The following is a 26,813-nucleotide window of genomic DNA, read 5'->3' as shown; positions in this document are numbered from 1 at the left end:
GACGTGAACAATCCGGCGGCCGGAGACGTCGTCGGTGGAGGTGGGACCACGGTGGACGGACCGGCCGACGGGCTCGTGAGCTACTGGCCGCTCGACGACGTCGAGAGCGCAACCGCCGTCGACGCGGTGGGAACGAACGACGGGTCAGTCACCGGTGATGTCACGACCGTTTCGGGTGAGCGCGGCGGCGCGAACTTCCCATCCGGGTCCGAAGATTACGTCAGCGTCGGAAGCGACTCGGATTTCGCCTTCGAGAACTTCACGGTCTCGGCGTGGGCGAGAGCGGCCGACGACAACCACGGTCTCCGGACGATCGTCGCGCGACAGAGTGCCAGCAACCCAGTCGGAAACCGAACCTTTGTCCTCTGGTTCGACGACAATGATGCGTACTTCGGTGCGGATGTTATTACCGGGCGAACATCCGGGTCCGGCGGAGACCGTCCGACTGTCACCTCTGGTAGTGACTACGTTGACGGCGAATGGCACCATATCGCGATGACTGTCGCAGCAGATGAACGGGTGAAACTCTACGTCGATGGCAGCGAAAAAGCAGATACGCAGATCGACGGCGCTCCGTACACCGGATCGGCCGAGACGAGAGTCGGGCTGGAACCCGGTCAAGATCGTCCCCTCGACGGTGACGTCGGCGATCTCCGCATCTACGATCGCGTTCTCAGCGAGACGGAGATTGGGGACTTAGCCGATACCGCAGAGTAACGCAGCGCAGATACTCGCAGTCGAACAAGATATCGAGCAGTTCGTCTCCGGCCGAAACGCGGTCTTCGAACGGCGATCGAATGCGGCCGTTTCGGGTGACGTAGACTCAGGAAGTCCCTTACTCCCCGCCGTCAGTGTACGCCCAGTCGTCGAGCACGCGCTCGGCGACCGCGTTCGCCTCCGCCGGCGAGGGACAGGAGCCGTCGACGACGTCCTGGCAGAGCTCGCCCGCGAGGTCGTACACCGCGGCCCCGTCCGCGCGCTCGGCCACGCGCTCGAAGGTGGGCCGGTAGCCGGCGGCGGCGCGCTGACCGATCTCGTCGAGCGAGGCGTCGATGGTGTACTCGAGCTGACGGACCGCTTCCTCTGGTTCCATACGCGATCCACCGAGGCCGATCCACTTAAAGCTACTCGGATTCGGAACTGAGTTAATTCCGCGGTGTCGCCCGCGCCGAACCGACGTTTATACGCGTCGGGGGCGTCGACTGGGGCCATGACCGACGAAGCCGAGCGCGGCGACGAGGCCGTGCCCCCCGTCGCGGAGCGCGCGGACGACGTCGCCGAGCGCGCCGCGGTCGCGAAGCGCGCCGCGGAGGCGGGCGCCGCGGTCGCCCACGAGCACTTCCGGAGCGACATCGCGGTGGAGACGAAGGGCGAAGACGACGTGGTGACGGAGGCCGACCGCGCGGCCCAGCGCGCCGTCATCGAGTCGATCCGCGAGTCGTTCCCGGACGACGCGGTCGTCGGCGAGGAGGAGGACGAGCGCAAGACCGTCCCCGACGCGGGCCCCGCATGGGTGATCGACCCCATCGACGGGACGAACAACTACGTCCGCGACATCCGCGTGTGGGCCACCGCTGTCGCGGCCGTCGTCGACGGCGAGCCCGTCGCAGCCGCGATCGTCGCGCCCGCGCTCGGCGACACGTACACCGCCGACGCCACGGGCGCGTACCGCAACGGCGAGCCGATCGCGGTGAGCGACGTGAGCGAGCCCCGCAAGGCCGCCGTCGACCCGACGATCTGGTGGGCGTACGACGCCCGCGACGAGTACGCCCGCGCGTGCGAGGCGATCGTGACGCGCTTCGGCGACATGCGCCGCCTCGGCGCCGCGCAGGTGGTGCTCCCGACCGTCGCGGCCGGCGGGCTGGAGGGGACGATCACGAACGTCGCGGCGAACCCGTGGGACACGGTCGCGGGGGTCTTCGTCATTCGGCAGGCCGGCGGGCGCGTGACGGACTTGGAGGGAGACCGGTGGCGGCACGACTCGAAGGGCGTGGTCGCCTCGAACGGCGCCCTTCACGAGGAGGTGCTGGCAGCCGCCAAGGAGATCGAATCAGACGGGTAAGTGGGATAGGAAGTGGTTTCCAGTCGATTCTCGGTCGGCGGTTAATGAGGCGAGACCGCGGATCACTCTCGGCAGAACACCGCCAAAGCCCCAGCCGCTCGCTTATAAATAGCCGACTGTAGATCGACGACGAACGCCTCCAAAGCCCCAGCCGCTCGTTTATAAATGACTGGTAGCGGATCGGCGGTGAATACCTCCAAAGCCCCAGCCGCGAGGACTCGCGCGACTCGCTGTGCTCCTCAGTCGCTCGCTCCGCTCGCTCCTTGCGGTGCTTGCGTCGTCGTGCTTCGTCCTCGCGGCTGCCCCTTTGAGTCCCGCCCCGCACCGCAACCGCAGCCTCACGCCTCCCCAGCCTCGTCGCTGGCGGCCTTCGCTTCGCTCCGGCCGCCAGCGACTCCCTCGCGCGTGCTCCTCGCGGCCGCCTCCGGCGGCCACTCGGAGGCACGCGCCACCGCATCGTCTGCGGTGGCGAGAGTGCGGTCAAGTCTCGGAGCCGAGGGTTCAAATTCGGGGCCGGCGAATCCCCTCGTATGTACGCGGTCGTCGGCTGCAACGAGTGCGCCAACATGTGGCTGGTGACGGACCCGGAGACGAGCGAGACGGCGCAGTGCTCGCGGTGCGGCAAGACCCATCGGACCGCGAAGCTCAAGCGCTTCTTCGAGTCCGAGGACCGCGCGGCGGCGCGGGAGGCGCGGTCGGCCCTGCTCGCGAAGAAGCGCGGCGACAGCGCCGCGTTCGCGGAGGTCGACCACGTCGCCGACCTCGAAGCGGCCGTCGAAGACGCCGGCATCGCCGACCGCGAGTACCTCGAAGCGTCGGGGCTCGACGCAGATGCGGTCGACGAGGCCGGCGAGCGCGCGGAGGGGGGCGGAGGCGGCTCCCGGAGCCGAACCGAGGTCGTTCGCGACGCGGTCGACGCCGTCGACGACCCCACCGAGTCGGCGGTCGTGGAGCGCGCCGCGGAGGACGGCGTCCCCGTGGAAGCGGCCCGCGAGATCCTGACCCGCCTCGCGCGCCGCGGCGAGGTCACCGAGTCGAACGGCCGGTATCGCGTCCTCTAACCCCGATTTCGCGCGTCGCGGACCGGCGACTGGACAAAGCACTTATATTACGCTCGTGACGGGTCGCACATGGACACCCGCACGGCCCTCCTGGCGGCGGCCGCCGCCCTCCTCGTCGCGAGCGCGGTCGGCGCCGTCGCCGCGCCCGGCGCCATCAGCGACCCCCGAGCGACGGACGAGCCCCCCGGGCGGATCGACGTCGCCGGCGCGACCGTCGCCCCCGGCGACGTGCGCGGCGAGACCGCCGAACTCCGGCTCGGCACCGACCTCCGCCACCGCGGCGGGACCGTCGAGAACGTCACCGTCCGCCACCGCGCTATCGGCGCCGAGTCCGGCCTGCTCGTCGACGAGACGACCGTCGAGGTCGGCGACGTCGACTTCGAGGGCGAGCGCACCGTCAACGGCACCGTGACCGTCGAACGCGAAGGCGGCTACCGCATCGAGACGGTCGTCTTCGCGGACGGCCAGCGCCGCCAGGAGCAGACCACGCGCGTCGCCGGCGTCGCGGCGCTCACCCCCGACTACGCGGACACGCAGGTCGGGTTCACCGACGGGACGGTCTGGCCGACCGTCGCGGTGAGCGTCGTCGAGGCCGACAACGAGACCGCGACGCTGTCGGCGTCGGTCTCGGTGACGAACCGCGGCGACGAGGCCAGCGAGGACGTCGACCTCCGCCTCTACCTCCGGCAGGCGGAGTCGAACGTTATCGCCGCGGAGGCGGCGGAGACGGTCGGCACCGTCCGCCCCGGCCGCACCGACACCGTGACGGCGACCGTCGAGGTGCCGGCCGGCTACAACTACTACGTTGACGCCGCGCTGTTCGACGACGACGTGCTCGTCGACGAGACGCAGGGCGTCGCGAACCTGAACCCGCGGGAGACCATCACCGCCAACGAGACCGTCCGCGACGTGGCGTTCTCCGTCGAGGACTTCGAGCGCGACGACGCCGGCGGCGAGGGCGGTGACGGCTCCGACCGCGCGCCGACGGACGGCGCCACCGGCGGCTCGACGCCCGGCTTCGGCCCGCTCGTCGCGCTCGTCGCGCTCGTCGTCGCGGCCCTGACCGCGCGGAGGCGACGATGACGGACGACCCGTCGCGCGACGGACCGACCGACGAACCGGACCCCGACGAACCGGCGACGGACCGAACGACCACCGACCGAACGACCGACACCGACCACACCCGCCACCCACCACAGCCAATGACAGACGACACCGACGCGACCGACCGCACGGCGACGGACGCCGAGGACACCGACGCGAACGGATGGACGGAGCCGGTCGACGCCTCCGGCTTCGACCGCCTCTCGACCGACGACCTCCGCGGCCTGCTCGACCGCGTCGGGCTGGCCGCGCTGTCGCTGCTCGCGGTCGTCGCCGGCTGGGGGTTCTACAGCCAGTCCGGCAACGCGATCCGCACGTGGTTCGATCCGGCCTACCAGTCCGTGGCGCTCGCCGTCTTCAACCTCGCGGTCCTGCTGGTCGCGCTCGCGGGCGTGACCCACCAGCTCCGTCGGATCCGGGCGAGCGAGTCCTGACGGGCGAACGGGCTCGACCGAGCGCGCAACCGGGGCATTCGGCGGGACGCGGTGACCGAGCTACTCGTCGGGGATCTGGTCGGTGCTGGCCGGGATCTGTTCCACCTGTCCCGCGAGCGTCGCGGCGTCGCCGGCGACGGTGGAGGGCTCGACGCCCGCCTCGCCCGCGACCAGCCTGACGTGCGCGGCGAGCAGCGCGAGCGCGCGGAGCCCCGCACCCTCGGCGTCGCCGTCGGTGCGCTGGGCGAACGTGGTGTCGACCTCGCCGTCGCGGACGACGCCGACGTGGACCGCGTCGATGTCGTCGCCGTCGAGGAGGTCGCGGGCGCGAGCGAGCTCCGTCTCGAAGTCGTCGGCGGCGGACGCGCTCTCGGCGGCGTCAGCGGAGTCGACGGTGCCAGTCGAGTCGTCGGCGGTCTCGGAGCGATCCGCTCCGGCGGGCGCGTCGGCGTCTGCGGGGTCGTCGTCGCTCATGCCCTCGTCTCGGGCGAGCGGCGTGAAAAGCGCGGCGGGGACCGACGACTGCGGATCGGAAAGCGGAGAGAAAGGATGGAACCGCGACGGACGCGTTACTCTTCCGGGCGAGGCCGGGCGATGAACAGCGCGTCCTCGATGGTGAACGGGTCGTACGTCGACTGGTGGCAGACGCAGTAGGTCCCGTCGGCGGCGTCGTAGCGGGCGGACTCCCCTAACTCCTTGTAGCCCGGAATACAACAGAAGTGCGTGCAGACGTTGAGGTACGCCATGAACCCCTGGTCGGTCGACGCCTGCAGCCACTCGTTGTTCTGAGCCGCCTCCTCGATCTGGGGCGAGCGGATCACGACCGCGTTGAGGTTCGTCTCGGCGTCCTCGGAGCGCCACGTGACCGACGCCGGCTTGCCGACGCCGTCGCTTCCGATCCCGTTGCCCCACTCGGTGTAGTCGTCGAAGTCGTCGATGTGGATCCGGTCGCCGCCCGAGTAGGTGTTCGACTGCCAGTCGTACGGCGGACCGCTCGCGGCGCGGAACAGGTTGTCCGACTCGAAGTTCGGCTGGACGTTCTCCTGGGACTCGACGCCGCAGTACTGGAACCACGCGCCGGTGTAGGTCTCCCCGCCGAGATCCTGCTGGGCGACCTCGATCTCCTGTCCCTCCTGGGTGACGGTGGTCGTCTCGGGCCAGATCCCCTCGATGTACCCCTCGTCGGTGACCTGAACCGGGATCTGCGGGAGCCCGCGGGGCGCCGGGCCGCCGGTGTGCGCGATCGTCTTCGCGATCGTCGACCCGCCGCCGACCCCGCCGGCGGTCGTCAGGGTGTTCACGGTCGCCGACCCCATCGCGCCGACCCCCGCGAGGGCCGCGCCGCCGACGACGCCCTTCACGAAGCGTCGCCGCCCGGATTCAGACGGATACTTGTCGGACGCACTCATACACGCATCTGCGGTTGGATCGGTAAAAAGGGTGACGAACCCTCCACCGGGGCGAGAATCGACGCCGTCGCCGTTCGTCGCCGCCGATCCGAACGGGGTCGCCGCCGACGTTTCGAGGAGCGTGGGCGACGACGTTCCCAAGGTCGCCGGCGCCGCGGACGCCTCGACGGCGGCCAACGAACAGGAACGTTCGTGACCGAATTAACTCGGAACCGAGGCAAACCTTCGTTCAGACCGCGGTTTTAACCGACCGCGACCGCAGTGTGTGTGGTATGAAGTTGCACAATCGGGACGTGCGGACGGACGTTCGAGAACTCGGGGCGCTGGTGGGAGACGTCCTGGCCGCGCAGGCCTCGACCGAGGCGTACGAGACGGTCGAGACGCTACGGAACGCGGCGATCGACTACCGACGGGGCGACGCCGCGGACCGGGCGGCCCTCCACGCGGCGGTCGACGACCTCTCGACGACCCGCGAAGAGGTCGTCGCCCGCGCGTTCACGACCTACTTCGAGCTGATCAACCTCGCCGAGGAGCGCGAGCGCGTCCGCGCGGTCCGGAACGCCGACGACGGGACGGCCCTCCACGACTCCTTCGACGCGACGATCGCCGAGTTCGCCGAGGCCGGCGTCGACGCCGACGAGCTGGAGGAGCTGCTCGCCGACGTGCTCATCGAGCCGACGTTCACCGCGCACCCGACGGAGGCCCGGCGCTCGACGGTGAAGTCGAAGCTCCGCTCCATCGCGAACCACCTCGGGGAGCTCGACGAGCGCAACCTCACCGACCGCGAGCGGCGCGCCGTCTGGCGCGACGTCACCGCCGAGGTGACCAGCCTGTGGGGCACCCGCCAGGTCCGCCAGCGGGCGCCCGAGCCGGAAGACGAGGCGCGAAACGTCCAGTGGTACCTCGAGAACACCCTCTTCGACGTCGTCGGCGACGCCTACGAGGAGTTCGAGGAGACCATCTCGAAGGAGTACGACGACGTCGACTGCCCGAAGCTCTTCGAGTTCCGATCGTGGGCCGGCTCCGACCGCGACGGCAACCCGTTCGTCACCCCCGAGGTGACCGACGAGACGCTCGAACGCCAGCGCGAGGTCGCCGTCGAGAAGTACCGCGACCGGTGTAAGCGGCTCTCGGCCGTGCTGAGCCAGGACGGCGACCGGTACGCCGACGGCGACGCGCTGGCGCGGTCGCTCGCGGCCGACGCCGAGCGGTTCCCGACCGTCGTCGAGGAGGCGCGCGAGCGCTACCCCGACGAGCCGTACCGCCAGAAGCTCCGGCTGATGCGCGAGCGGCTCGACCGCGTCAACGACGTGCGCCCGGGCGAGTACCCCGACGGCGACGCCTTCCTCGACGACCTCGACGTCATCGCCGAGTCGCTGCGCGAGGACGGCCAGGAGTCGGTTCTCGAATCCTTCGTCGAGCCGTTCCGCCGACAGGTGGACACGTTCGGGCTCACGCTGGCGTCGCTCGACCTCCGCGACCACCGCGAGAACCACACCGAGGCCGTCGCCGAGGCGGTCGCGGTCGAGGGCGTCGACTACGAGGGGATGGACGAGTCGGAGCGCGTCGACTTCCTCACCGAGGCGATCCTCCAAGACGAGCCGGTCGTCGACGTCGACGAGCCCGGCGACGTTTCGGAGACCACCGAGCGCGTCCTCGAACGGTTCCAGTCGTTCGCGGAGTGGCAGGAGGAGTACGGCCAGCAGGCGATCGACACCTACTGCATCTCGATGACGGAGGAGCCCAGCCACGTGCTGGAGGTGCTCTTCTTGTCCGATCAGGTCGGCGTCGTCACCCTGCCCGACCACTGCGCGGTCGACGTGGTGCCCCTCCTCGAGACCGAGTCCGCGCTCAACGGCGCCGAGCGCATCCTCGGCACCCTCTTCGAGAACGAGGCGTACGCGACCGCGCTGGAGGCCCGCGGCGAGGTCCAGGAGGTCATGCTCGGCTACTCCGACTCCAACAAGGAGAACGGGTTCCTCGCGGCGAACTGGGACCTCTACGAGAACCAGCGCCGGATCGCCCGGTTCTGCCGCGAAGAGGACGTCACCCTCCGGCTGTTCCACGGCCGCGGCGGCTCCATCTCGCGCGGCGGCGGCCCGATGAACGAGGCGCTGCTCGCGCTGCCGAACGAGACCGTCACCGGCCAGGTGAAGTTCACCGAGCAGGGCGAGGCGATCGCCGAGAAGTACGCCAACCCCCGTATCGCCGAGCGCGAACTCGAGCAGATGCTCGACGCGCAGATCCGCGCCCGGAAGGAGGCGAACGAGGAGCCCGTCGAGGACGTGCCCGACCGCTGGGTCGAGGCGATGGAGATCATGGCGCCCGCCGCGCGGGAGACGTACCGCGACCTGCTGAACACGGACGGGTTCGTCTCCTACTTCGAGCAGGCGACGCCGATCAGCGTCGTCGAGGACCTCAACCTCGGCTCCCGGCCCGCCTCCCGCTCGGGCGAGCGCAGCGTCGAGGACCTGCGGGCGATCCCGTGGGTGTTCTCGTGGACCCAGACGCGGCTGATCCTCCCCGGCTGGTACGCGATCGCCTCCGGCATCGACGCCTACCTCGACGAGGTGGGCGAGGAGGAGGGCATGGAGACGCTCCGCGAGATGTTCGACGAGTGGCCGTTCTTCCGGACCACGCTCGACAACGCCTCGCTGGCGCTCGCGCGCACCGAGCCGGAGATCGCCGCCGAGTACGCCGACCTGGCCGACGACGACCTCCGCGAGCGCTTCTTCCCCGAGCTCGTCGGCGAGTATGAGCGCGGGCGCGAACTGGTCCTGGCGATCAGCGGCCGCGACCAGCTGCTCCGCCGCGAGTGGCTCGAAGAGAGCCTCGACCGCCGGAACCCCTACGTCGACCCCCTGAACCTCCTCCAGGCGAACCTGCTCGGGCGTACCCACCGCACCGACGAGGAGGAGCGCACCCTGCGGCTCACCGTCAACGGCATCGCCGCCGGGATGAAGAACACGGGATAGTCAGCGCGCCGCCCGTTCCCCCGCCGTCCTCCTTCACCTGTCCGCCTCGCCGGCGGGCTTTCAGTCTGCGTCTCCGGTAGGCTCTCCGTCCCCGTCGCCGGCAGGCAACCAAACCACATCGTCGCCGACTTCGACGGTCCCGGACTCGACGATCCGAGCGTCGAGTCCGCCGCGGCCGTCGAGCGCGACCGCCGCGTCCGCCTCCTCCGCGAGGTCCGCCATGTAGCCGCAGGGCTCGCAGTGACCGAGCCCCTCGAACACCGCCTCACCCACCCGGAACCGTTCGCCGACGAGGTCGTCGAGGGCGACGCCGCGCGTCGTGAGGTTGCGTCGATGGGCGCCCGCGGTCAGGTCGACGCCGAACTCCTCGGCCGTGGCCGCGAGCGCCTCCGCCTCGATCAGCGTCACGTCGCTCGGCTCCAAGTCCGCCTGCTCGTTGTAGATCCCGTCGCCGTCGAAGTAGCGGTCGCCGCGAAGCCCCCGGTCGGCGACCGCCTCGACGGCCGCTCGCGGTTCCGGGTCGCCCCCCGTCCCCGAGGCGACGTGGATCTGTTCGACTGCGCCGGTCTGCGAATCGGTCATGCGTGAATCACGCTCGGAATCACGCCGGACTCCGCGCCGAGGGAGCAAGAACCTGCTGGCGGGACGGGGGTGACCGGTTCCGCTCGGACGGCGACGGAGTCAGACAGGGTCAGAGACCTTGCCGACAACATTTGATATAGCAACATACGATACATCTTCGAAACGGACGGAGAACTCTGGATACGCCCTGCTGCCGTCGAACGGCCGTCTTACGTGGTATGGCGGCCGCTAACGGATTCGTACGGTCGGAAAACGAGAAAACAGCGATCTACGCGTAGCGTTCGAGTTCCGGACGGTCGAGATCTTCGAAGACCTCGGTCGCGACCTCAGAGAGGAACGCCTCACCCTCGTCAGAGACGCGGCGGCCCTCGCCGCTTGCGGTGGTGACGAGCCCCTCTTCTTCGAGCGCCTGGAGCGACGAGCGGATGAGCTTGCGGGAGCCGCCCTCGTGTTCGCCGGGACGGACGACGTAGCGGTTCGAGCCGCGCTTCTTCGAGCCGTACTCGGTCGCGAGCCGCTCGATGCCGATCGGCTCGTTCTGGGCGACCTTGCGCAGGAGGCTCGCGGAGCGGACGTACCAGAAGTCGTCCTGCTCCGGCGGGAGCTCCTTGCCGGCGCCGGTCTTTGCGAACTCGACCCAGTCGGGCTCGTCGATGCGGTCCTCGAGTCGCGCGGCGACGGCCTCGATGAGGTCGTCGGCCGGCACGTCGTAGATGGTTACCATTGGGTGTCGATTCACGCCAGCGTCGTTTAAAACCATCGTATCGCGTACGGCCCGTGTGAGCCGTTTTCACGGGGTTGCGGGCCGCTGCGGGCGACTCGCGGATCGGAGCGAGGCCGAGCGTCGGGGGCGCTGTGCTACTCGGCGTACTCGTACTTCCGCTCGTTCATCCGGCCCCAGCCGGTGAAGACGAACTCCCCGTCGGGCTGGGTGAACTCCTCGACCTCGCGTTCGACGTCCATGTCGTACTCGTGGACGTCGTGGACGTCCTCGTACTCGTCCCAGGTGAGGTCGTAGCGGGCGTCGAGCTGGTCGTCGATGTCGAGCCCCTCGATCTCCGCCCGCCACCCCTCGCGGATCGTCTCGGCGTGGATCTCGGCCTGCGCGCCGGAGCCGTAGGAGGCGACGAGCAGCGTGTCGCCGACGAACTCGCGGTCGCGGGTCAGCGCGTCTCGCAGGGCGCTCACGCGGGCGATGTGGACGGAGCTGGTGTACCAGTTGCCGACCTCGCGAGAGAGCCCGAGCGTCGGCTCGACCGCCGTGTCGTACCACGTCTGGTACTGCTCGGTGGTCTTCAGGTCGTCCATGTACCCGCGGATCGCCTCCTCGTACGCCTCCCGGTCCTCGTACTCGCTCTCGCGGGGCTGGCGGCCGATCTCGTCGGCGAGCGCGTCCTCGTGGGCCGTGTCGCGGATGACGTGCCGGTACGCCAACAGCGCCGCCTTCCGGACCATCCCGGGGAACGGCGTGTGGAACGGGGCGTACGCGAAGTCCTCCAGTTCGATGTCGTCGGTGACGGACTCGTAGTCCTCCAGCGCCTCGCGCATCCGAGAGAGGTACACCTGGACCGACCGCTTCCCGTCGACGCTGGGGAACTGCTGATTCGGCTTGAGGAAGTCCGTCTCGTCTTTCGACCCGTACCCCTGATCTGTCGACAGCTCGACGATCGAGGGGTCCTCGTCGATCAGCATCGCGACGGCGCCGGCGCCCTGCGTCGCCTCACCCGGGTCGCCGCGGGCGTACAGCGCCGTGTCCGTGGTGATGACGATCGCCGGACGGTCGCGGTTCCGGCCCGCTCGGATCCAGTTGTACGCGTCGTCGATGGCCTGCGTCCCCGCCAGACAGGCGAACTTGCGCTCGCCCTTGTTCGCGTGGGTGAAGTCGCCGTCGTAGACCTGTTCGAGGCAGCCCGCGATGTACGTCGACACCGGCTTCGAGTGGTCGAACGCCGACTCGGTGGCGACGTCGATCCGCCCGATATCCTCGGGTTCGAGCCCCTTCCGGTCCATCAGCCCCTTGGCGGCGTTCGCGCCCATCGTGACGATGTCCTCGTACACGTCGGGGAACGAGGAGTTGTTGAGCCCGAGCCCCTTCGTGTACTTCTCGGGGTCGTCGCCCTTCTCCGGCGCGAACGTGCCCGGCAGGTCGAGTTTGAGCTTCCCGGTCCAGATCTCGATGCCGTCGATCCCGACTGCGGTCATACACGGTCGTTCATACGGACGGCATATGGCTTTGTCGATGAGTATTACGTCGATCGTGGAAGAATCCGCGGTGGCTCACTCCCGCTCGGGGTCGAAGGACGCCCCGTCGGTCTGAACCGTCCCGCCGGCCGTGACCGATATTCGACCGTCGCCGGCGAACCAGCCCGCGCCGACCGCCTCGAACGCCCCGTCGCGGAGGTCGGCGTCGCCGCCGGCGGTCAGGTCGATATCGCCCGCGCTGGCTCCGAACCAGGCGCTCGCGGAGGCCGTAACGGCGGCGTCGCGGACGGAGAGGTCGCCGCCCGCGCGAAGCGAGATGTCCCCGGCGTCGGCGCCGAAGAACTCCTGTGAGGAGGTGTCGACCGAGGCGCCACGCCCGACGGAGAGGTCGCCTGCGGCCTCGAACGAGACCGCGGCCGCCCGTATCGTGACGCCCTCTCGAACCGTGACGCGGTCGGCCGCGGCCCCGACCGGCAGGTCGACGCCGACGTCGTCGAACACGACGAGGTGGCCGTCGACGGGGCCGAGGAAGGCGAGTTCGACCGCGGTGTACGTCTCGTCCGGCTCGCCGTCGCCGTCGCGGTCGACGTACGCGACTGCGTCGGTCGCGGCGTCGAGGACTTCGACGGTCGTCGTCGCCTCGTCGTCCCCGGCGTCGACGGTCAGGGTGCGCTCGCCGACGTCGGTCGGGAGCGTCTGCCAGCGCAGGGAGACCGTCCGGCGCTGGCCTCGCCCGAGCTCGACCTCGACCGAGTCGACTCGCTCTTCGCCGACACGAAGTTCGACCGTCTGCGTCCCGCTCTCGCCGCCGACGTTCTCGACGGTCGCGTTGAGGGTGACCGGGTCCCCGGCGTCGACGCGGCGGTCGGCGCCAGCGATCTCGACGTCGAACTCCGCGGGGCGCAGCGGATCGAGCCGGAGGTCGACTGTCGTCGTCGCGTTTCGCTCGACCTCCGCCGCGGCCGTCGAGACGGCGAATCCCGGTGCGGTCGCCGACACCTCGTACTCGCCCGGTTCGAGCCCGTTGATCCGGTACGCGCCGCCGGGTCCGGTCGTCGCTTCGGCGGCCCCGCCTGGACCGTCGACGACGACGGTCGCACCGGGAAGCGGCACGACCGAGCGGCGAACCGCCAGCGAGGCGCCGGAAGCGACCCGCGTCGACGCCGCGTCCGGGCCGACGATCGCGCCTTCGATCGAACCGGTCTCGGCGGTCGGACCCGACCGGGGCGTCAGCGTCGCTCGCTCGATTTCGGTCCCCGAGGGCTCGTGGTAGAGACGGACGTCGTTCGACGCGTTGGCCACGAGCGCGTCCGAAAACGTCCGGTTGTCCCCGAGTGCGAACTCCCCCGACGGCGGCGCGAACGGGAGCCGAGTGGCGCTCCCGTTCGCCCTGACGACTGCCGCCAGTTCGTCGTCGGAGAGCGCGTCACCGCCGACGTGAGTAATCCGGAGATCGGTTGCTTCGGCGTCGAACTCCGCGGACATCGTCGGCTGCGGCTCCGTGGCCGTCCCGTCGAGGAGAGCGGTTCCGAGCGTGGTAGTCACGAGGAGAAACACCGCTACGAGGAGGATCGCCCCCGTGGAGCTCGATTGAGCGCGTCGGCGCGTCGTCTGGAACATCGTGAGAGCGCTGGCTGTGCCGACTTACGCGGAGTGGTACATTACAGTCCGCACCCGTCTATTAACTGTGATAACTGTGACAGAAGCTGGAGCCGGTGCCAGGAGGGCCGGGCAACGGTTACGGGTCGGTCCCGTCTGCGGTGTCGTCGACTGTGCGGCTATCGACGACGACGCCGTTCGCGTCGAGCACGAGGATCGACACTTTGTACGGCGTATTTGTACCGTCTCCCGGCTCTACCCGGAAATTGTTGACGCTTCGGTCCGTGGTGTTTCTCGACCCGGAGGCCCCGTTTCCGTTTCGGTTGAGGACGTAAAATCGCCCTTCGGAGAAGGAACCGGTCTGCGAGACGTCGTAGTTGAACCGGTACCGCACGTCGTTTTTGTTCGACTGGTCTTCGATCACGTAGTCCTCGATCGACGCGCTGTCGGAGCGCGAGAGGTCGTCGTTTTCGATCGGGTTCTGGGTGTCGGCGAAGGTGTAAATCGTTCGCTGCGCGACGGTCTGTCCGCCACGAATCGCCCTGACCGTCACGGCGAACTCTTGGCCGTCACCGAAGGTCGGCGAGAGGGAGGTTCCGTTGCGGCCGCTGGACAGCGATCTCGTGACTCGCGCGGTGGACTCCGTGCTCGTGGCCGAGACCTCTATCTCGTCGAACTGCCCGCCGTAGTCGTAGGAGACGTAAAAATCTGGGTTGTTGGACCTGCGGTCGGTGAGGTCGTCCACGCGCATCGAGATGTCGGGCGTCGGGTCGTCACCGGGATCCCCGGCCGAGGGCGACCGGACGTTTTCCCTGACCGGACCCTCGTTCGGTGACTCCTGTATCCCGACGGTGTTCACGCGGGTGTCGTCGGAGTTTGCCCGAAGCGTGAGTCCGTGAACGCCCTCGGCGTAGCGGTCGTCCTCGACCCCGGTGTACACGCTCTCGTCGCCTATCGCCCCGTCCCAGTACGTCGAGGCGTTGAGTCGGGTCGGGATCGTGATGTTGACTTCTCCGGTCGGGATGCCGTCGGTGGACGTCGAGTTGGTCGGATAGAGTTCGACGGTCGCCCGCTGCGTCCCGCTGCGACGGTACTCGTTTTGTAACACCGTGAGACGGACCGTCCCGTCGTCAACGAGGCTCTGCTCCTCGATGACCACGACGTTCTCTCCCCGTTCCCGTCCGTCGAGGTAGAGGACGGAACCGTCGTACCGCGTCGGCGTCCGGGACAGCTCGTTGTACCCGGGAGTGTAACTGAGGAACCGAGACGGGATCGTTACCGTCTCCGTACCGTTCGTGATAGTCACATTGTACGCGTCGCTAGTCTGAAGCGTGCCGGTCGGTGGAGGCGGATTGATCGCAAAGAGACGGGTCGGGGAGTTCGTCCCCAACTCGACTGATTTGAATTGAGGAGTGTCGGCTTGCCCCGCAGTCAGAATACCGGCTCGGAGGTCAACGAGGTCGTTGCGAACCTCTTCGAAATGCTGGAACTCTACCTCCGCGTTCTCTTGCGGGACGATCTGTACCTGATACAGCGAGAGCGCTAAGATCAGGAACCCGAACAGGATCACCGTCCCGACCACGACCGACTGGCCCCGACGGTCGCGACTGAATCGCATTGTATGGTATCGTCGCCGAGCGGGTATAAAATCCTCCGTCCGACCTCTCAGTCGCGATACTCGGGCGGGCGCGGTGGAGGGCCGGAGACGGGACGGCTCAGTCGCCGCCCGCCCGCCGGTCCGTCAGCCACGCCGACGCGACGGCCACGACGCCGGCGAACCCGCCGAGGAGCACCGCCTGCGTCCAGTTGAAGCCGAGCAGCGTCCCGGCGACGAGCGTGACGAGAAGGAACGAGACCGTGAGGGCGCCGAGCGTCGAGGCGAGGTCCGCCGAAGCGTCCGTGTCGACCATGCGCGAACCTCGCGGTTTCGGGCGATAAAGCGGTCGGTCCACCGAGAGCGAACGCCGGTGAAGCGGGCGAACGACGTGCGCCTCGGCGCGCGCGTAAATCACATATCGCGATATTAAATTTGGTCTGCGCGTTCGATCGACCGTTCCGCTGCGTGCGACACTCGCCGTGTACCGGGACCGGTCTCCCCTGTCGGGAGCTTCGAAGAAGTCCGAGTTTCGCGGCGCGCGCTCGGGCGTCAGAGGAGTCCGGGCTCCTCCTCGGGCGGGACGTCCCCGAGCGCGCCGAGGCTATCGAACGTGTTGGCGGCGAGGTAGACCGCTCCGTCGACGAGCACCGGGGGCGTGGTGAACGTCACGTCGAACCCGTCGAGGTGATAGTACCAGCGCACGTCGCCCGTCTCGCGGTCGAACGCGGCGACCGCGGGCCACGCCACCTCCAGATCGAACTCCTCGTACTGGACCGGGGCGACGACGGCGTCACGGCCGACGCAGAGCCCCTCCTGACACCCCCGCGCGTCGAGCCGCCACTCCTCGGAACCGTCCTCGACGGAGACGGCTGCGAGGCCCTCGGCGGTCAGCCAATACGCGGTTCCGTCGGCGAGCGCCACGCCGTAGGCCTCGTCGGTGTAGCCGTCGAGCGTCCGGAGATGCGCTCCGCCGTCGCCGTCGCGGACGGCGAGGTCCCCGTCGGCGGCGAGGACGATTCCGTCGGCGGTCGGTCTCGGGCCGAGCGCGACGTTCTCGACGCCCCGGTTCCAGACCTCGCCACCGCCCGCGATGTCGAGGCAATACAGCGCCGACTCCGAGGCGACGAAGACCTCGTCACCGCGGACCGCCGGGGCGCCGACGATGCGGTCCGCGAGCGGAACTGACCACCGTCGCGCTCCCGTCGCGGCGTCGAACGCCCTGAGGGTGGCGCCTCGATCGGAGGCTTCGGGAACCAGCACGAGGGATTCAGCGGGGACGGCAGTCACCTCGGTTCGGGACACGGTCCCGGACAGCGTGTCGGTCCACTCCCGGTCGCCCGACTCGCGGTCGAGCGCGACGACCCGGTCTCCGTACGCGGCGACCAACAGCTCTCCGACGACGGCGGACGTGTAGTGGTCCGCCTCCTCGACGTCGACGCTCCAGCGTTCGGACCCGTCCGTCGCGTCGAGTCCGACGATTTTCGGGCCCGGGTTCGGGTCGACGTTGCCGATATAGACCGCTCCGTCGGCGGCGACCGGCGACCAGCGCGTGAACGCGTTCGACGTCCAAGCGAGGTTCCCGCGCGGCGGAGCGGTCGCTCCCGTCGCTCCCGTGTTGCCTTCGTCCCGCATGTACTGCCGCCACGAGCCCGAAGGGGCGGACGAGAAGGAGCGGTCACCGTCACCGAGGCAGCCGCCGAGGCCGACGCTGACGCCGGCGGCGGTCGCCGTCAGGAACGCTCTCCGTCCCGCGTTCTCCGTCGTCCGTGACGTCTCGCACTTCCGCGACGAATCGTCGGTTACGGTGCCGCTGGTCTTGGAGGGCTTCATACAGGCGTTTTGCTGAAGGGATATTGTAAGAGTGTATCGGACGTTCTCGACGACCGGAGCGGTCGGCGGGAGCGCGCCGCGGGCGGACGGACGGCGTCGAAAGGGTCGCCGGGGCCGTAGCTCGGGTCGTCGACGCAGTCTCGCGAGTCTCCGGACATGTCGCGCGCTTTTCCCGCCCGCCGACCGGTCCGTTTTTGCGCGCGGCGGCTGTTGCCGCGCGTATGGCGAAACAGCCGCACCTGCTGGTCGAGGAGGGCGACGTCCACGAGATCGCGGTCATCCCGGGCGACCCCGGCCGCGTCGACCGAATCGCGGACCTCTGTGACGACAGCGAGGTCGTCGCGCAGAACCGCGAGTACAAGATCGTGAACGCGAGCTACGAGGGGACCGACCTCACGATCTGCTCGACCGGGATCGGCTGCCCATCGGCGGCCATCGCCGTCGAGGAGCTCTCGCGGGTCGGCGTCGAGACGTTCGTCCGGTGTGGCACCTGCGGGGCGCTCCAGCCCGACATGGAGGTCGGCGACATGGTCGTCGCGACGGGCGCGGCCAAGGAGGAGGGGACGAGCAAGCGCTACGAGTCCCCGAACTACCCGGCCGTCCCGGACTACGACGTACTCACGGGACTGGTCGGGGCGGCCGAGGACAACGACGAGGAGATCCACGTCGGGCCGATCGTCTCCGACGACGCGTTCTACAACGAGGACGACGAGTACGTGGAGGACTGGAACGACGCGAACCTGCTCGCGATCGAGATGGAGGCGGCGACCGTCTTCTCGCTCGCGCGGCGCAAGGGGCTCGCGGCGGGCGCCATCTGCACCGTCGACGGCAACCTCGTCGCGGGGTCACAGAAGGGCGCGGACTCCGATGACGAACTGCCGGCGAAGGCGAAGGACAACGTCGAGCGCGCGATCCGGATCACGCTGAACGCGATCACGTCGCTGTAGGCGGGCGGTCGATCTGCCGACTTCTCAGTCCTCCGCGCGGAACTCCACGAGCGTCAGGTCGCGGCCGAGCGCGCACGTCTCGTGCGGGGGCTCGCCGAGCACCTGGTCGATGACGCGCTCCTCGTCGAAGTCGGCGCCGTCGGGGACGCAGTAGCCGTGGCTCGGGCACTCGGTGTGCGGGCAGGGGCCCGCGAGCGACGCCTTGCTCCCGGCGTACGCGCGCTTCGACGGGACGTTGGCGGGGACCGACGCGGGCTCGACCTCGACCGCACGGACGCCGGCGTCGTGGACCGCGCAGTCGAGCGTCTGCGCATTCTCGCGGATCCCGGTCACCCGATACCGGGTGCCCTCGGAGAGGTTGAGGCACTGGCCGCGGTAGGGGCACCCCTCGCAGTCGGCCGATTCCCCCTCGTAGACGAACTCGCGGCCGACGTCCGCGAGCCGCGTCCCGATGAGCGTGACCGTGGTCATACCCGGAGCGACGCGCCGAGCGTCCGTAAGCCTCCCGCCTTCGCGGGCAACACCGAAGTGGCCCAGAACGGGGGCCACGCCGGCCCGGAGGGCAAGACACATCTCCCCGCCTCGGCAACGACGAAGAGATGATCGCGGGAGTCGCGCGCGACCTGCGCGCCGAGGCCGAGCGAACGAACGAGCGGCGCGTCCTCGTGCTCGCGGGAGACCGCGACCGCGCCCTCGACGCCGCCTACGACGCGGTCGAGGCGCTCGGCGTCGGCGACGGGGATGTCTCGCTCGTCTCGACGCAAGAGGGGTTCCGCTTCGAGGAAGTCCGTCCGCGGAACGCCGACGAGCTTCTGGGGCGCACCCGCGAGGCGGTCGTCCTCGACTGCCACGAGCAGTTCGTCCCGAACGCGCTCGGCCGCGCCGTCGGCGCGGTCGACGGCGGCGGGCTCCTGGTCCTCCTGACGCCCGCGCTCGACGAGTGGCCGGCGACCCGCGACCGCTTCGACGACTCGCTCGCGGTGCCGCCGTACGGAATCGAGGGCGTGACGGGACGGTTCCGCGAGCGCCTCGTCGCGACGCTCCGGACGCACCCCGGGATCGCGGTCGTCGCGCTCGGCGACGAGGCCGCCGAAGACATCGTAGAGCGCGACGGACTCACCGGGGACCAGACAGCCGAGCGTGCCGACGACGCGGTCGACGCCGCCGCCGACCCGCCGAGCGCGCCGCCGGCCGCGACGTTCCCCGTGGGCGCCTACGGCGCCTGTCTCACGGACGATCAGGCGCGGGCGGTGCGGGCGTTCGAGTCGCTCGCCGACCCCGGCTCGGCCGTCGTGGTCGAGTCGGACCGCGGGCGCGGGAAGTCGAGCGCGGCCGGGCTGGCGGCGGGGTCGCTCGCGCTCGCGGGCCGCGACGTGCTCGTCACCGCGCCCGCGTTCCGGAACGCCGCGGAGGTGTTTGCGCGAGCCCGGGAACTGATCGGAAGCGAGACGGACGGGAACGGCGGCGGAGGCAAGGGCGACCGCGCCGGCGACGCGGACGAGCGCGACCTCCGGACGCCGGCCGGCGGTCGCGTTCGCTTCCTGCCGCCCGCGGCCGCGGCCGAAGCCGCGGCCGAGGCGGACGCGGTCGTCGTCGACGAGGCGGCGGCGCTCCCGGTACGGCTGCTGGAGGGGTTCCTCGACGCGCCCGCGGTCGCGTTCTGCACGACGGTCCACGGCTACGAGGGGGCGGGCCGCGGGTTCTCGGTGCGGTTCCGCGAGCGGCTGCTCGGCTCGCGGTTCGCGGTCAGCGACGTCCGGCTCGACGAGCCGATCCGGTACGCGCGGAACGACCCGGTGGAAGCGTGGGCGTCGCGCGCGCTCCTGCTCGACGCCCGCCCCGCGGTCGACGCGGCCGTATCCGGCGCGTCCGCCGACGAGGCGACGTACCGCGCGCTCGACCCGGACGACCTGCTCGCGGACGAAACGCTGCTCGGCGAGGCGTTCGGGCTGCTCGTCGCCGCGCACTACCGGACCGAGCCAAACGACCTCGCGCGCTTGCTCGACGCACCGAACCTCGTCGCGCGCGCGCTCGTCGCGGACGGCCGCGTGGTCGCGGTCGCGCTCCTCGCGCGGGAGGGCGGGCTCGACGCCGAGACGCGGCGCGGGATGTACGAGGGCGAGCGCGTTCGGGGCAACATGGTGCCGGACGTGCTCACGAGCCAGCTGCGCGACGAGGCGGCCGCCGCGCCGCGCGGCCTGCGGACGGTCCGGATCGCGACCCACCACGCGCTCCGGGACGCGGGGTTCGGCTCGCGGCTGCTCGACGAGGTCCACGCGGAGTTCGTGGGCGGGGACGAGGGGGACGCGGACGGCGTCGACTACTTCTCGGTCGGCTACGGCGCGACGCCGCGGCTGCTCCGCTTCTGGCGCCGGGCGGGCTACCGGACCGTCCACCTCTCGACGAGCCGCAACGACGCCTCCGGCGAGTACTCCGCGATCATGCTCCGCCCGGAGACCGATGCGGGCCGCGACCTGCTGGACCGCCACGCGATCGCCTTCCGGGACCGCGAGCGCGACGGGCTCTCGGACGCGCACCGCGACGTCGACCCCGACGTTGTCCGCGGCGCGCTCCGCGCGTGTTCCGGCCCGACCCCGGTCGACCTCACCGAGACCGAGTGGCGCTCCGTCGTCGGCGCGTCGGTCGGCCCGGGGATGTACGACACCGCGCCCGGCGCGTTCCGCGACCTCGCGCTCGCGACGCTGATCGAGGGGAGCGGCGGCGACGGCGTCGGCCTCGACGACCGCGAGGAGCGCCTGCTCGTCCGGAAGGTGCTTCAGGGCCGGCCGTGGGAGGAGGTCGCAAACGAACTGGAGTTCGTCTCGACGAGCGCGTGTATGCGCGCGCTCGGCGACGCCTTCGTCCCGATAGTGGAGCGGTACGGCACCGAGTTTGCGCGCGAGGAGCGGGAGCGATTTATAAACGGGTGAACGAGCCGGCGGCGACTATTTATAAATAGATCCGCGGTGGCGCGTGCCGGCGAGCGGCCGGAGCGAAGCGGAGGCCGCGAGTCGCACGCGCGAGGGACGCCGCGAGCGACCGGAGGGAGCGAGCGGCGAGGTTGGGGAGGCCTGAGGTGCGGTGCTGTGCGGTCGGGGTGGGAGTCAAAGGGGCAGTCGCGAGGCCGCCGTAGGCGACGCAAGCACCGCAGCGAAGGAGTATCAGCGACTGAGCGAGGAGCGCAGCGAGCGTACGGCGGCCTCGCGACTGGGGCTTTGGCGGTGTTCACCGCGGTTCCACAGGCGACCACGTACAGCCGAGCGGCTGGGGATTTGGCGGTGTTCATCGCCGATCCACGGTTAGCGGTTTATAAACGAGCAACTCGGACGAGAGAAGTCGACACCACGCCGACAACGATCACTTATAAACGATTCTCGCGACCGGGGTCGACGTCGATGGCGTCGACCGGGCAGACGTCGACGCAGAGCATACAGTCGATACACTGGTCCTCGTCCGCGGGGTTCGCCTTCCGCTCGGACTCGGGGTGGCCGGGGGTGTCCGTCCACTCGAACACGTCGACCGGGCAGTCCTCCAGACACGCGCCGTCGGCGAGACAGATGTCGAAGTCGACCGCGACGTGGGTGCCGCGGATCCCCTGCTTCTCGGGCGGTTCGACGGGGCCCCACACGGCGACGCCGTCCTCCTCGCCGACCCGCTCGCGGTTCACTTCGAAGTTCGAGTCGATGGCCATCGTTGCCCCCGCTTCGCCGGTCGCGGGTTTAAATTACCCGACGAACGGATTCGGTCGGCCCGGCGAGGCGCTCCGGCCGGGCGAGCGACGGATTACGGATGCGCGTAGTACGCCAGCACGTCCTCGGAGCCGTCAGGGCCGTCGTCCTCGTCGGTCGCCTCGGGGTCGAACGCGTCGATCCGGGCGAAGCCGACGCGCACGAACTGGACGACCGCGTCGGGGTCGACGTCGGCGACCGCGGGCTCCGCGATCCCGCGCACGTCGCCGTCGACCGTCCGGAGGAGCGTCTCGAGTCCCTCGTCGGCCGGCGCCCAGTGGATCACGTCCACGTCGCCCTCGCGGACGATCTCGATGTCGGCGTCGAGGAAGGCCAACTGGTCGCCCTCGTGGCGGACGGGACCGTACCCCTTCAGCCAGACGCGCTCGCCCTCGTCCGGGAGGTCCGGGGACTCGACGACGACGCGGCCGGCGGGCACCTCGCGCTCGCCCCGGTCCGGGTGTTCGGGGTGGAATCGCGGGTGACCCGCCTCGGGCGCGGGCGCGTCGCCGTCGACGACCGGCAGCTCCACGGCGGGCGCGTCCTCGCGGTCGCGGACGAAGAAGTAGCGGTTCGCGTCGTCGTCGACCAGGTCGCGGTTGTTGGCGTAGACGGACGACATCGCGAGGTCGACGTCGGAGGTGGACATCCCGAGCTCCGTCATCGAGTCGACGAGGGCCTGCCCCCGGATTCCGCGTCGGCGCATCGACTGGATGGTCGGTGCGCGCGGGTCGTCCCAGCCGGTGAGCTCGCCGTCCTCGATGAGGCCCTTGATCGTCGACGTCGACAGCTTCACGTCGTACTCGTCGACCTGGACGTGGCCCCAGTGGAGCACCTCGGGGTACTCCCAGTCGAAGTAGTCGTAGACGAACCGCTGGCGCTTCGCGGAGTCCTGGAGGTCGATACCGCGGATGATGTGCGTAACGCCGGTGAGGTGGTCGTCGACGCCCGACTGGAAGTCGAGCATGGGCCAGCAGCGGTACTCGCTGGCCGCCTCGCGCGGGTGCGGCGTGTCGATCATCCGGAACGCGACCCAGTCGCGCAGCGCGGGGTTCTTGTGTTCGATGTCGGTCTTCACCCGCAGGACCATCTCGCCGGAGTCGTACTCGCCGTCGACCATCGCCGCGAACTCCTCGTGAACCGTCTCGAGGTCCTTCTCGCGATGCGGACACGCCTCGCCCGCGTTCTTCAGCTCGGAGAAGTCGTCGCCGGAACACGAGCAGGTGTACGCGCCCCCGAGGTCAATTAGGTCGCGGGCGTGATCGTAGTACGTCTCCAGCCGGTCCGACGCCTTCAGCACGCGGTCCGGCTCGAAGCCGAGGTACTCGATGTCCTCCAGGATGGCGTCGTACGCGTCGAGGTCGGGGCGCTTCGTCTCCGGGTCGGTGTCGTCGAACCGGCAGATGAACTCGCCGTCGTAGCGCTCCTTGTACGTGCCGATGACGGCGGGCATGCGCGCGTGGCCGACGTGCCACGGGCCGTTCGGGTTCGGCGCGGCGCGCATCACGACCTCGCCGTCCTCGGCGTTCGGGAGGTCGGGGAGGACGTGCTCGTCTTCCTCCTCGTCCGCCTCCAGCTCCGCGAGCTTCTCGGGCGCGAGCTCGCCGAGCCGCTCCCGGCGGGCCGCCTCGTCCATCTCGCCGACCTCGTCGAGGACCGGCGCGAGGACGCCCGGAATCTCGTCGCCGTGCGGGCGGAACTCGGGGTTCTCGCCCATAATCGGGCCCATGATCGCGCCCACGTCCGGGTCGCTGCCGTGCTTGAGCGCGTTGAAAAGCGCCGCGGCCTCGCCGGCCGCCGCGACGCGTTCGCGGAGTTCGTCGTCCATGCGCGTGACTTGTCGGGGTCGGGTCAAAAACGCCGCGAAACGGCGGGGAGGGGCGGGTCCCGGGCTCGCCGCGTTCGGCGAGGCGCCGCTTCAACGAGGCGCCGCGACGGCGGCGGTCCGGGGCGGGTAGGGGCGTCCGACACGAGCGGTCGGACGGGCTTAAACGACCGACACCGTTCACGCCGATAACGGGCCGCTACCGCCGTGAACGGTCGAGAGGCTTTTTACCGGTCGGTTCCGATAGATTCGGTCGGCCGCGGCGTCAACGCGCCGTCGACGCCGGACGGACCGAACGGGTTCGTCGCCTTGATAGTCACCGGGAGCGTGGGTGACGCATGAGCGTCGCGTCGGGAGCCGTCGGAACGCGGGGGGGATCGCGGTGGTAGGACCCATCTCCGAGGCGGAGCGTGAGGCCGGAAACCGGAAGATCAAGCTCGTGCTGCTCGCGATCGTCACGGCCACGCCGCCGCTTATCGCCCTCCAGTTGGACCCGTCACCGATACAGCTGCTGGCCGCGGCTGGGGCCGGATTCGGCCTCGGCCTCGTCGTCGTGTGGTACCTCGGACGGCTCGCGGCCGAGTTCGCCGGCAGCGGGCCTCGACGCCCGCGGCGCTGAGGTCGGTCGCTCCGTTTCAGCCGACGCGACCGTCCGCTCCGTCCAGCGGGGCCTCGTCAGTCGGCGCCCGTCTCGGCGCCGCGAGCCGGCTCGACGAGCTCTCCGGCCTTCCCGCCCGCGACGGACCGGGAGCTCGACAGCGGCGAGATGCTCACCTCGCCGTCGACGGCCGCGCGGCGGTCCGAACCGGGATCGTCCTGGACGTTCCCCCGCAGGAACTCCCGCCAGAAGCGGTCGCGAAGCTCCATCCCCATCTCGCCGCGCCGCTCGCCGAACTCCCAGCCCTCGGGGACGTTCTCGTCGTCCGGCCCCTCTTCGCCCGGGCGGAACTCGATCACGTCGAAGCCGCGCGCGGGCTCGGTCAGCCGGTAGGTCGGGTCCGCCGCCGCCTCGTCGTCCGCGGCCGGGACGTTGACGTTCAGCACGTCGGCGCCGAACGGGAGCGCGAGCGGGTCGCCGCTCTCCCCCCTCTCGGCGCGGTCGAGCAGGTCGGCGACGACCTCGCCGGCGACCGCGAAGTCGCCGTTGTCGAGCGTCGGCGGCACGGGGAGGTTGCCGCGGTCGTACAGCGAGACCGCGATCGCGGGCGTGCCGAGGAAGGAGGCCTCCATCGCGGCGCCGACGGTGCCGGACTGCCCGAGGATGTGCGCGCCGATGTTCGGCCCGTGGTTACAGCCGGAGACGACGACGTCGGGGTCGAGCCCGAGCGCCACGTCCGCGACCGCGACGCAGTCCGCGGGGGTGCCCTCGACCGCGTAGCCGCGGTCCGTCTCGGTGTAGTCGACCGTCGTCTCCCACCACGAGCGCGCGCCGCCGACGCCGGACTGGTTCGTCGCGGGCGCGACGACCGTCACGTCGTAGTCGCGCGAGAGCGCGTCCGCGAGCGCCCGGATCCCGACGGCGTCGATCCCGTCGTCGTTGGTGAGCAGGATCTCGGTTGGCATGCGTCACCCTGCGAGGCGGCGGGAGAAAACGTCGCCGGTCCGCGGCGAGGAGGTGAAAGAGGGCGGAGCGGTGAACCGGAACGAACGTCGCGGGCGTCGACCGTGTGGTACTCCGTGTGGTCAGTCAGAGGGGTTCGGGAAGCGGAAAGCGGGGAGTCGGTGGGCCGAGCGGTCAGTCGGCCGCGACTCGACGCGACGAGGTCGCCAGGTCGAGCACCTCGTCGAAGAAGCCGAGCGAGTCGTGCGGGCCGGGGTTCGCCTCGGGGTGGTACTGGCGGGTGATGACGTCCAGCTCCTCGCTGTCGAGCCCCTCGACGGTGTCGTCGTTGACGTTCACCTGCGTCACCTCGAGCGGGCCGGTGTCGGCGACCGTGTAGCCGTGGTTCTGGGTGGTCATCACGACCTTGTCCGTGCGGAGGTCCTTCACGGGCTGGTTGACGCCGCGGTGGCCGAACGCCATCTTCTCCGTCGAGCCGCCGAGCGCGCTCGTGATCACCTGCTGGCCGAGGCAGATCCCCGCGAGGGGGAGCTCCCCCGCGAACTCGTCGACCACGTCCTGCGCGGCGACGAAGTTCTCCGGGTCGCCCGGGCCGTTCGAGACGAACAGCACGTCGGGGTCGACGGCGGCCACGTCCTCTGGGGTCGCGTCGTACGGGAGGACGTGGACGTCGGCGCCGCGGTCGGTGAGCGAGGAGATGATCGAGCCCTTCGCGCCGCAGTCGAGGAGCGCGACGTCGACGCCGACGCCGTCGGCGCTCTCGTGGACGGTCGGCTCCGCGACCGATACCTGCGCGCCGATGTCGACGTGGTCGCTCATGGGCTTACACGCCTCCATCTCGTCGACCGCGTCCTCGGGGGTCGCGTCCGGGCCGGCGGCGATCCCGCAGGCCATCGCGCCCTCCTCGCGGACGGTGGTGACGATCTCGCGGGTGTCGACGTGGTCGACGGCCGGCACGCCCTCCTCGGCGAGCCAGTCTGCGACGTCGTCGGTCAGCTCGCGGGCGATCGCCGCGCGGGGCTGGACCGACTCGGACTCGAACCGCTCGGTTCGGACGCCGTAGTTCCCGATGAGGGGGTACGAGAAGGTGAGCACCTGTTCGGCGTAGGAGGGGTCGGTGAGCGACTCCTCGTAGCCGGTGTACGCGGTCGTGAACACCAGTTCGCCGCGGGTCCGCCCCGGCGCACGGGCGCGCGCTTCGAGCACGCGTCCGTCGGCCAGCGCGATGTAGGCGTCCGACATTACGAGAAACGTACGCGCAAAGGATAATAAATGCGTCGTTCGAAGGTTCGTTACGATATTCGTAACGGGTAAGGCGACGGGGCCGAGAGGAACCGGTATGGACGACCTCGACCGACGGATCCTCTCGATCCTGCGACGGGACGCGCGGACCCCGTACACGGAGATCGCGGACCGGGTGGGTACCTCCGAGGGGACCGTGCGCAACCGCGTCGACCGGATGACCGACGAGGGCGTGATCGAGCGGTTCACCGTCACGACCCGCACCGGCAACGTGAAGGCGATGATCGAGATCTCGGTGGAGATGAACGTCAACACCGCCGCCGTCGGCGAGCGGATGGTGGAGTGGGAGGAGGTCGACTTCGTCTGGCAGGTGTCCGGCGAGGAGGACGTCGTCCTCGTCGTCGACGCGGTCGACACGCGCGCGGTCAACGAACTGATCACGCAGGCCCGCGAGATGGACGAGGTCAAGTCGACGAAGACGCGGCTCATCCTCGACGAGCGGTTGGGGTGAGCGGAGGCTCACTCGTCGCCGACACGGCTGTCGACCCCCGGCGACCGCAGAGACGTACCGGAATTTACATATCGAGGGGAGCGGAAGCCGTCAGACACGTCCGGTCCTCTTCGATGAATTTTTCGACGGAAGCTCACGTCGGCG

Annotated in this window: 26 protein-coding genes; 11 read left to right on the top strand and 15 right to left on the bottom strand. The window is 70.0% G+C overall.

Annotated elements, in window-relative coordinates; genetic code table 11:
* Positions 1–717: LamG domain-containing protein (locus C466_RS01640; RefSeq protein ID WP_004599538.1), on the top strand; the 717-nt coding region annotated here is incomplete at its 5' end.
* Between the two features lie 118 nt (positions 718–835).
* Here C466_RS01640 and C466_RS01635 read toward each other — a convergent pair.
* The gene (locus C466_RS01635) at positions 836–1,093 is read right to left on the bottom strand and encodes a hypothetical protein (protein ID WP_004597269.1); all 258 of its coding nucleotides are present in this window, start codon (positions 1,091–1,093) and stop codon (positions 836–838) included.
* A gap of 117 nt (positions 1,094–1,210) precedes the next feature.
* On the opposite strand from C466_RS01635, the gene C466_RS01630 reads away from it, so the two are divergent.
* The 4 genes from C466_RS01630 to C466_RS01615 all read left to right on the top strand — a co-directional run bounded on the left by C466_RS01630 (position 1,211) and on the right by C466_RS01615 (position 4,661).
* Positions 1,211–2,062 carry an inositol monophosphatase family protein gene (locus C466_RS01630; protein WP_004597270.1) on the top strand — a complete coding sequence of 284 codons (852 nt, stop codon included), beginning with the start codon at positions 1,211–1,213 and terminating at the stop codon, positions 2,060–2,062.
* A 530-nt stretch (positions 2,063–2,592) separates the two neighbouring features.
* The gene (locus C466_RS01625; protein WP_004597271.1) at positions 2,593–3,123 is read left to right on the top strand and encodes a DUF5817 domain-containing protein; all 531 of its coding nucleotides are present in this window, start codon (positions 2,593–2,595) and stop codon (positions 3,121–3,123) included.
* Positions 3,124–3,192: 69 nt separating this feature from the next.
* Positions 3,193–4,206 carry a DUF7490 domain-containing protein gene (locus C466_RS01620; RefSeq protein WP_004597272.1) on the top strand — a complete coding sequence of 338 codons (1,014 nt, stop codon included), beginning with the start codon at positions 3,193–3,195 and terminating at the stop codon, positions 4,204–4,206.
* Positions 4,203–4,661, top strand: a complete 459-nt coding sequence (locus C466_RS01615; RefSeq protein ID WP_004597273.1) for a hypothetical protein — start codon at positions 4,203–4,205, stop codon at positions 4,659–4,661. The genes C466_RS01620 and C466_RS01615 overlap by 4 nt, the downstream gene beginning before the upstream one ends.
* A gap of 60 nt (positions 4,662–4,721) precedes the next feature.
* On the opposite strand, the gene C466_RS01610 is transcribed toward C466_RS01615, so the two are convergent.
* Both C466_RS01610 and C466_RS01605 read right to left on the bottom strand, forming a co-directional pair.
* On the bottom strand, positions 4,722–5,135 hold the full coding sequence (locus tag C466_RS01610) for a hypothetical protein (RefSeq protein WP_004597274.1): 414 nt from the start codon (positions 5,133–5,135) through the stop codon (positions 4,722–4,724).
* Between the two features lie 95 nt (positions 5,136–5,230).
* Positions 5,231–6,070, bottom strand: coding sequence for a menaquinol-cytochrome c reductase (locus tag C466_RS01605; RefSeq protein ID WP_004597275.1), 840 nt, complete (start codon positions 6,068–6,070; stop codon positions 5,231–5,233).
* 31 nt (positions 6,071–6,101) lie between these two features.
* Here C466_RS01605 and C466_RS16725 point away from each other — a divergent pair, with 31 nt between their 5' ends.
* Complete coding sequence (locus C466_RS16725; protein WP_160163046.1) at positions 6,102–6,266, top strand: hypothetical protein; 165 nt, start codon at positions 6,102–6,104, stop codon at positions 6,264–6,266.
* A gap of 76 nt (positions 6,267–6,342) precedes the next feature.
* Positions 6,343–9,045, top strand: coding sequence for a phosphoenolpyruvate carboxylase (gene ppc, locus C466_RS01600; RefSeq protein WP_004597276.1), 2,703 nt, complete (start codon positions 6,343–6,345; stop codon positions 9,043–9,045).
* Positions 9,046–9,105: 60 nt separating this feature from the next.
* Here the strand turns inward: ppc and C466_RS01595 are convergent, their stop codons facing one another.
* The 7 genes from C466_RS01595 to C466_RS01565 form a co-directional block, all read right to left on the bottom strand.
* Positions 9,106–9,627: an MOSC domain-containing protein gene (locus tag C466_RS01595; RefSeq protein ID WP_004597277.1), complete on the bottom strand. Its 522-nt coding sequence runs from the start codon at positions 9,625–9,627 to the stop codon at positions 9,106–9,108.
* A gap of 268 nt (positions 9,628–9,895) precedes the next feature.
* Positions 9,896–10,351 carry a 30S ribosomal protein S19e gene (locus tag C466_RS01590; RefSeq protein WP_004597278.1) on the bottom strand — a complete coding sequence of 152 codons (456 nt, stop codon included), beginning with the start codon at positions 10,349–10,351 and terminating at the stop codon, positions 9,896–9,898.
* A gap of 134 nt (positions 10,352–10,485) precedes the next feature.
* Positions 10,486–11,829 carry a hydroxymethylglutaryl-CoA synthase gene (gene hmgB, locus C466_RS01585; protein WP_004597279.1) on the bottom strand — a complete coding sequence of 448 codons (1,344 nt, stop codon included), beginning with the start codon at positions 11,827–11,829 and terminating at the stop codon, positions 10,486–10,488.
* Positions 11,830–11,904: 75 nt separating this feature from the next.
* The gene (locus tag C466_RS01580; RefSeq protein WP_004597280.1) at positions 11,905–13,449 is read right to left on the bottom strand and encodes a carboxypeptidase regulatory-like domain-containing protein; all 1,545 of its coding nucleotides are present in this window, start codon (positions 13,447–13,449) and stop codon (positions 11,905–11,907) included.
* Between the two features lie 118 nt (positions 13,450–13,567).
* On the bottom strand, positions 13,568–15,046 hold the full coding sequence (locus C466_RS01575; RefSeq protein WP_239641171.1) for a PKD domain-containing protein: 1,479 nt from the start codon (positions 15,044–15,046) through the stop codon (positions 13,568–13,570).
* 97 nt (positions 15,047–15,143) lie between these two features.
* Entirely contained in the window at positions 15,144–15,338 is a 195-nt protein-coding gene (locus C466_RS01570; protein WP_004597282.1) for a hypothetical protein, read from the bottom strand.
* 236 nt (positions 15,339–15,574) lie between these two features.
* Complete coding sequence (locus tag C466_RS01565; protein WP_004597283.1) at positions 15,575–16,855, bottom strand: PQQ-like beta-propeller repeat protein; 1,281 nt, start codon at positions 16,853–16,855, stop codon at positions 15,575–15,577.
* A 221-nt stretch (positions 16,856–17,076) separates the two neighbouring features.
* On the opposite strand from C466_RS01565, the gene C466_RS01560 reads away from it, so the two are divergent.
* Positions 17,077–17,802, top strand: a complete 726-nt coding sequence (locus C466_RS01560; RefSeq protein WP_004597284.1) for a nucleoside phosphorylase — start codon at positions 17,077–17,079, stop codon at positions 17,800–17,802.
* Positions 17,803–17,826: 24 nt separating this feature from the next.
* Here the strand turns inward: C466_RS01560 and C466_RS01555 are convergent, their stop codons facing one another.
* A complete protein-coding gene (locus C466_RS01555) occupies positions 17,827–18,273 on the bottom strand; it encodes a UPF0179 family protein (protein ID WP_004597285.1) in 447 nt (148 codons plus the stop codon).
* 128 nt (positions 18,274–18,401) lie between these two features.
* On the opposite strand from C466_RS01555, the gene tmcA reads away from it, so the two are divergent.
* Complete coding sequence (gene tmcA / locus C466_RS01550; RefSeq protein WP_004597286.1) at positions 18,402–20,732, top strand: tRNA(Met) cytidine acetyltransferase TmcA; 2,331 nt, start codon at positions 18,402–18,404, stop codon at positions 20,730–20,732.
* A 431-nt stretch (positions 20,733–21,163) separates the two neighbouring features.
* Here the strand turns inward: tmcA and C466_RS01545 are convergent, their stop codons facing one another.
* Together C466_RS01545 and C466_RS01540 are read right to left on the bottom strand one after the other, a co-directional pair.
* Complete coding sequence (locus C466_RS01545; protein ID WP_004597287.1) at positions 21,164–21,493, bottom strand: 4Fe-4S dicluster domain-containing protein; 330 nt, start codon at positions 21,491–21,493, stop codon at positions 21,164–21,166.
* A gap of 92 nt (positions 21,494–21,585) precedes the next feature.
* A complete protein-coding gene (locus C466_RS01540; protein WP_004597288.1) occupies positions 21,586–23,358 on the bottom strand; it encodes a glutamate--tRNA ligase in 1,773 nt (590 codons plus the stop codon).
* Positions 23,359–23,737: 379 nt separating this feature from the next.
* Here C466_RS01540 and C466_RS01535 point away from each other — a divergent pair, with 379 nt between their 5' ends.
* Positions 23,738–23,974, top strand: a complete 237-nt coding sequence (locus C466_RS01535; protein WP_004597289.1) for a hypothetical protein — start codon at positions 23,738–23,740, stop codon at positions 23,972–23,974.
* 56 nt (positions 23,975–24,030) lie between these two features.
* On the opposite strand, the gene surE is transcribed toward C466_RS01535, so the two are convergent.
* Positions 24,031–24,918, bottom strand: a complete 888-nt coding sequence (gene surE, locus C466_RS01530) for a 5'/3'-nucleotidase SurE (protein ID WP_004597290.1) — start codon at positions 24,916–24,918, stop codon at positions 24,031–24,033.
* A gap of 172 nt (positions 24,919–25,090) precedes the next feature.
* Complete coding sequence (carA, locus tag C466_RS01525; RefSeq protein WP_004597291.1) at positions 25,091–26,158, bottom strand: glutamine-hydrolyzing carbamoyl-phosphate synthase small subunit; 1,068 nt, start codon at positions 26,156–26,158, stop codon at positions 25,091–25,093.
* 97 nt (positions 26,159–26,255) lie between these two features.
* Between carA and C466_RS01520 the strand changes: the two genes are divergently transcribed.
* Positions 26,256–26,669: an Lrp/AsnC family transcriptional regulator gene (locus C466_RS01520; RefSeq protein ID WP_004597292.1), complete on the top strand. Its 414-nt coding sequence runs from the start codon at positions 26,256–26,258 to the stop codon at positions 26,667–26,669.
* Positions 26,670–26,813 lie beyond the last annotated feature (144 nt).

Source organism: Halorubrum distributum JCM 10118 (assembly GCF_000337335.1).
Taxonomy (GTDB): Archaea; Halobacteriota; Halobacteria; order Halobacteriales; family Haloferacaceae; genus Halorubrum; species Halorubrum distributum.
The sequence above is the reverse complement of the archived record's forward strand: the minus strand, read 5'-3'. Positions and strand labels throughout refer to the sequence as shown.

Coding starts and splice junctions, on each gene's coding strand:
- C466_RS01635 (WP_004597269.1), bottom strand. CDS start 1,093: ATGGAACCAGAGGAAGCGGTCCGTCAGCTCGAGTACACCATCGACGCC.
- C466_RS01630 (WP_004597270.1), top strand. CDS start 1,211: ATGACCGACGAAGCCGAGCGCGGCGACGAGGCCGTGCCCCCCGTCGCG.
- C466_RS01625 (WP_004597271.1), top strand. CDS start 2,593: ATGTACGCGGTCGTCGGCTGCAACGAGTGCGCCAACATGTGGCTGGTG.
- C466_RS01620 (WP_004597272.1), top strand. CDS start 3,193: ATGGACACCCGCACGGCCCTCCTGGCGGCGGCCGCCGCCCTCCTCGTC.
- C466_RS01615 (WP_004597273.1), top strand. CDS start 4,203: ATGACGGACGACCCGTCGCGCGACGGACCGACCGACGAACCGGACCCC.
- C466_RS01610 (WP_004597274.1), bottom strand. CDS start 5,135: ATGAGCGACGACGACCCCGCAGACGCCGACGCGCCCGCCGGAGCGGAT.
- C466_RS01605 (WP_004597275.1), bottom strand. CDS start 6,070: ATGAGTGCGTCCGACAAGTATCCGTCTGAATCCGGGCGGCGACGCTTC.
- ppc (WP_004597276.1), top strand. CDS start 6,343: ATGAAGTTGCACAATCGGGACGTGCGGACGGACGTTCGAGAACTCGGG.
- C466_RS01595 (WP_004597277.1), bottom strand. CDS start 9,627: ATGACCGATTCGCAGACCGGCGCAGTCGAACAGATCCACGTCGCCTCG.
- C466_RS01590 (WP_004597278.1), bottom strand. CDS start 10,351: ATGGTAACCATCTACGACGTGCCGGCCGACGACCTCATCGAGGCCGTC.
- hmgB (WP_004597279.1), bottom strand. CDS start 11,829: ATGACCGCAGTCGGGATCGACGGCATCGAGATCTGGACCGGGAAGCTC.
- C466_RS01580 (WP_004597280.1), bottom strand. CDS start 13,449: ATGTTCCAGACGACGCGCCGACGCGCTCAATCGAGCTCCACGGGGGCG.
- C466_RS01575 (WP_239641171.1), bottom strand. CDS start 15,046: ATGCGATTCAGTCGCGACCGTCGGGGCCAGTCGGTCGTGGTCGGGACG.
- C466_RS01570 (WP_004597282.1), bottom strand. CDS start 15,338: ATGGTCGACACGGACGCTTCGGCGGACCTCGCCTCGACGCTCGGCGCC.
- C466_RS01565 (WP_004597283.1), bottom strand. CDS start 16,855: ATGAAGCCCTCCAAGACCAGCGGCACCGTAACCGACGATTCGTCGCGG.
- C466_RS01560 (WP_004597284.1), top strand. CDS start 17,077: ATGGCGAAACAGCCGCACCTGCTGGTCGAGGAGGGCGACGTCCACGAG.
- C466_RS01555 (WP_004597285.1), bottom strand. CDS start 18,273: ATGACCACGGTCACGCTCATCGGGACGCGGCTCGCGGACGTCGGCCGC.
- tmcA (WP_004597286.1), top strand. CDS start 18,402: ATGATCGCGGGAGTCGCGCGCGACCTGCGCGCCGAGGCCGAGCGAACG.
- C466_RS01545 (WP_004597287.1), bottom strand. CDS start 21,493: ATGGCCATCGACTCGAACTTCGAAGTGAACCGCGAGCGGGTCGGCGAG.
- C466_RS01540 (WP_004597288.1), bottom strand. CDS start 23,358: ATGGACGACGAACTCCGCGAACGCGTCGCGGCGGCCGGCGAGGCCGCG.
- surE (WP_004597290.1), bottom strand. CDS start 24,918: ATGCCAACCGAGATCCTGCTCACCAACGACGACGGGATCGACGCCGTC.
- carA (WP_004597291.1), bottom strand. CDS start 26,158: ATGTCGGACGCCTACATCGCGCTGGCCGACGGACGCGTGCTCGAAGCG.
- C466_RS01520 (WP_004597292.1), top strand. CDS start 26,256: ATGGACGACCTCGACCGACGGATCCTCTCGATCCTGCGACGGGACGCG.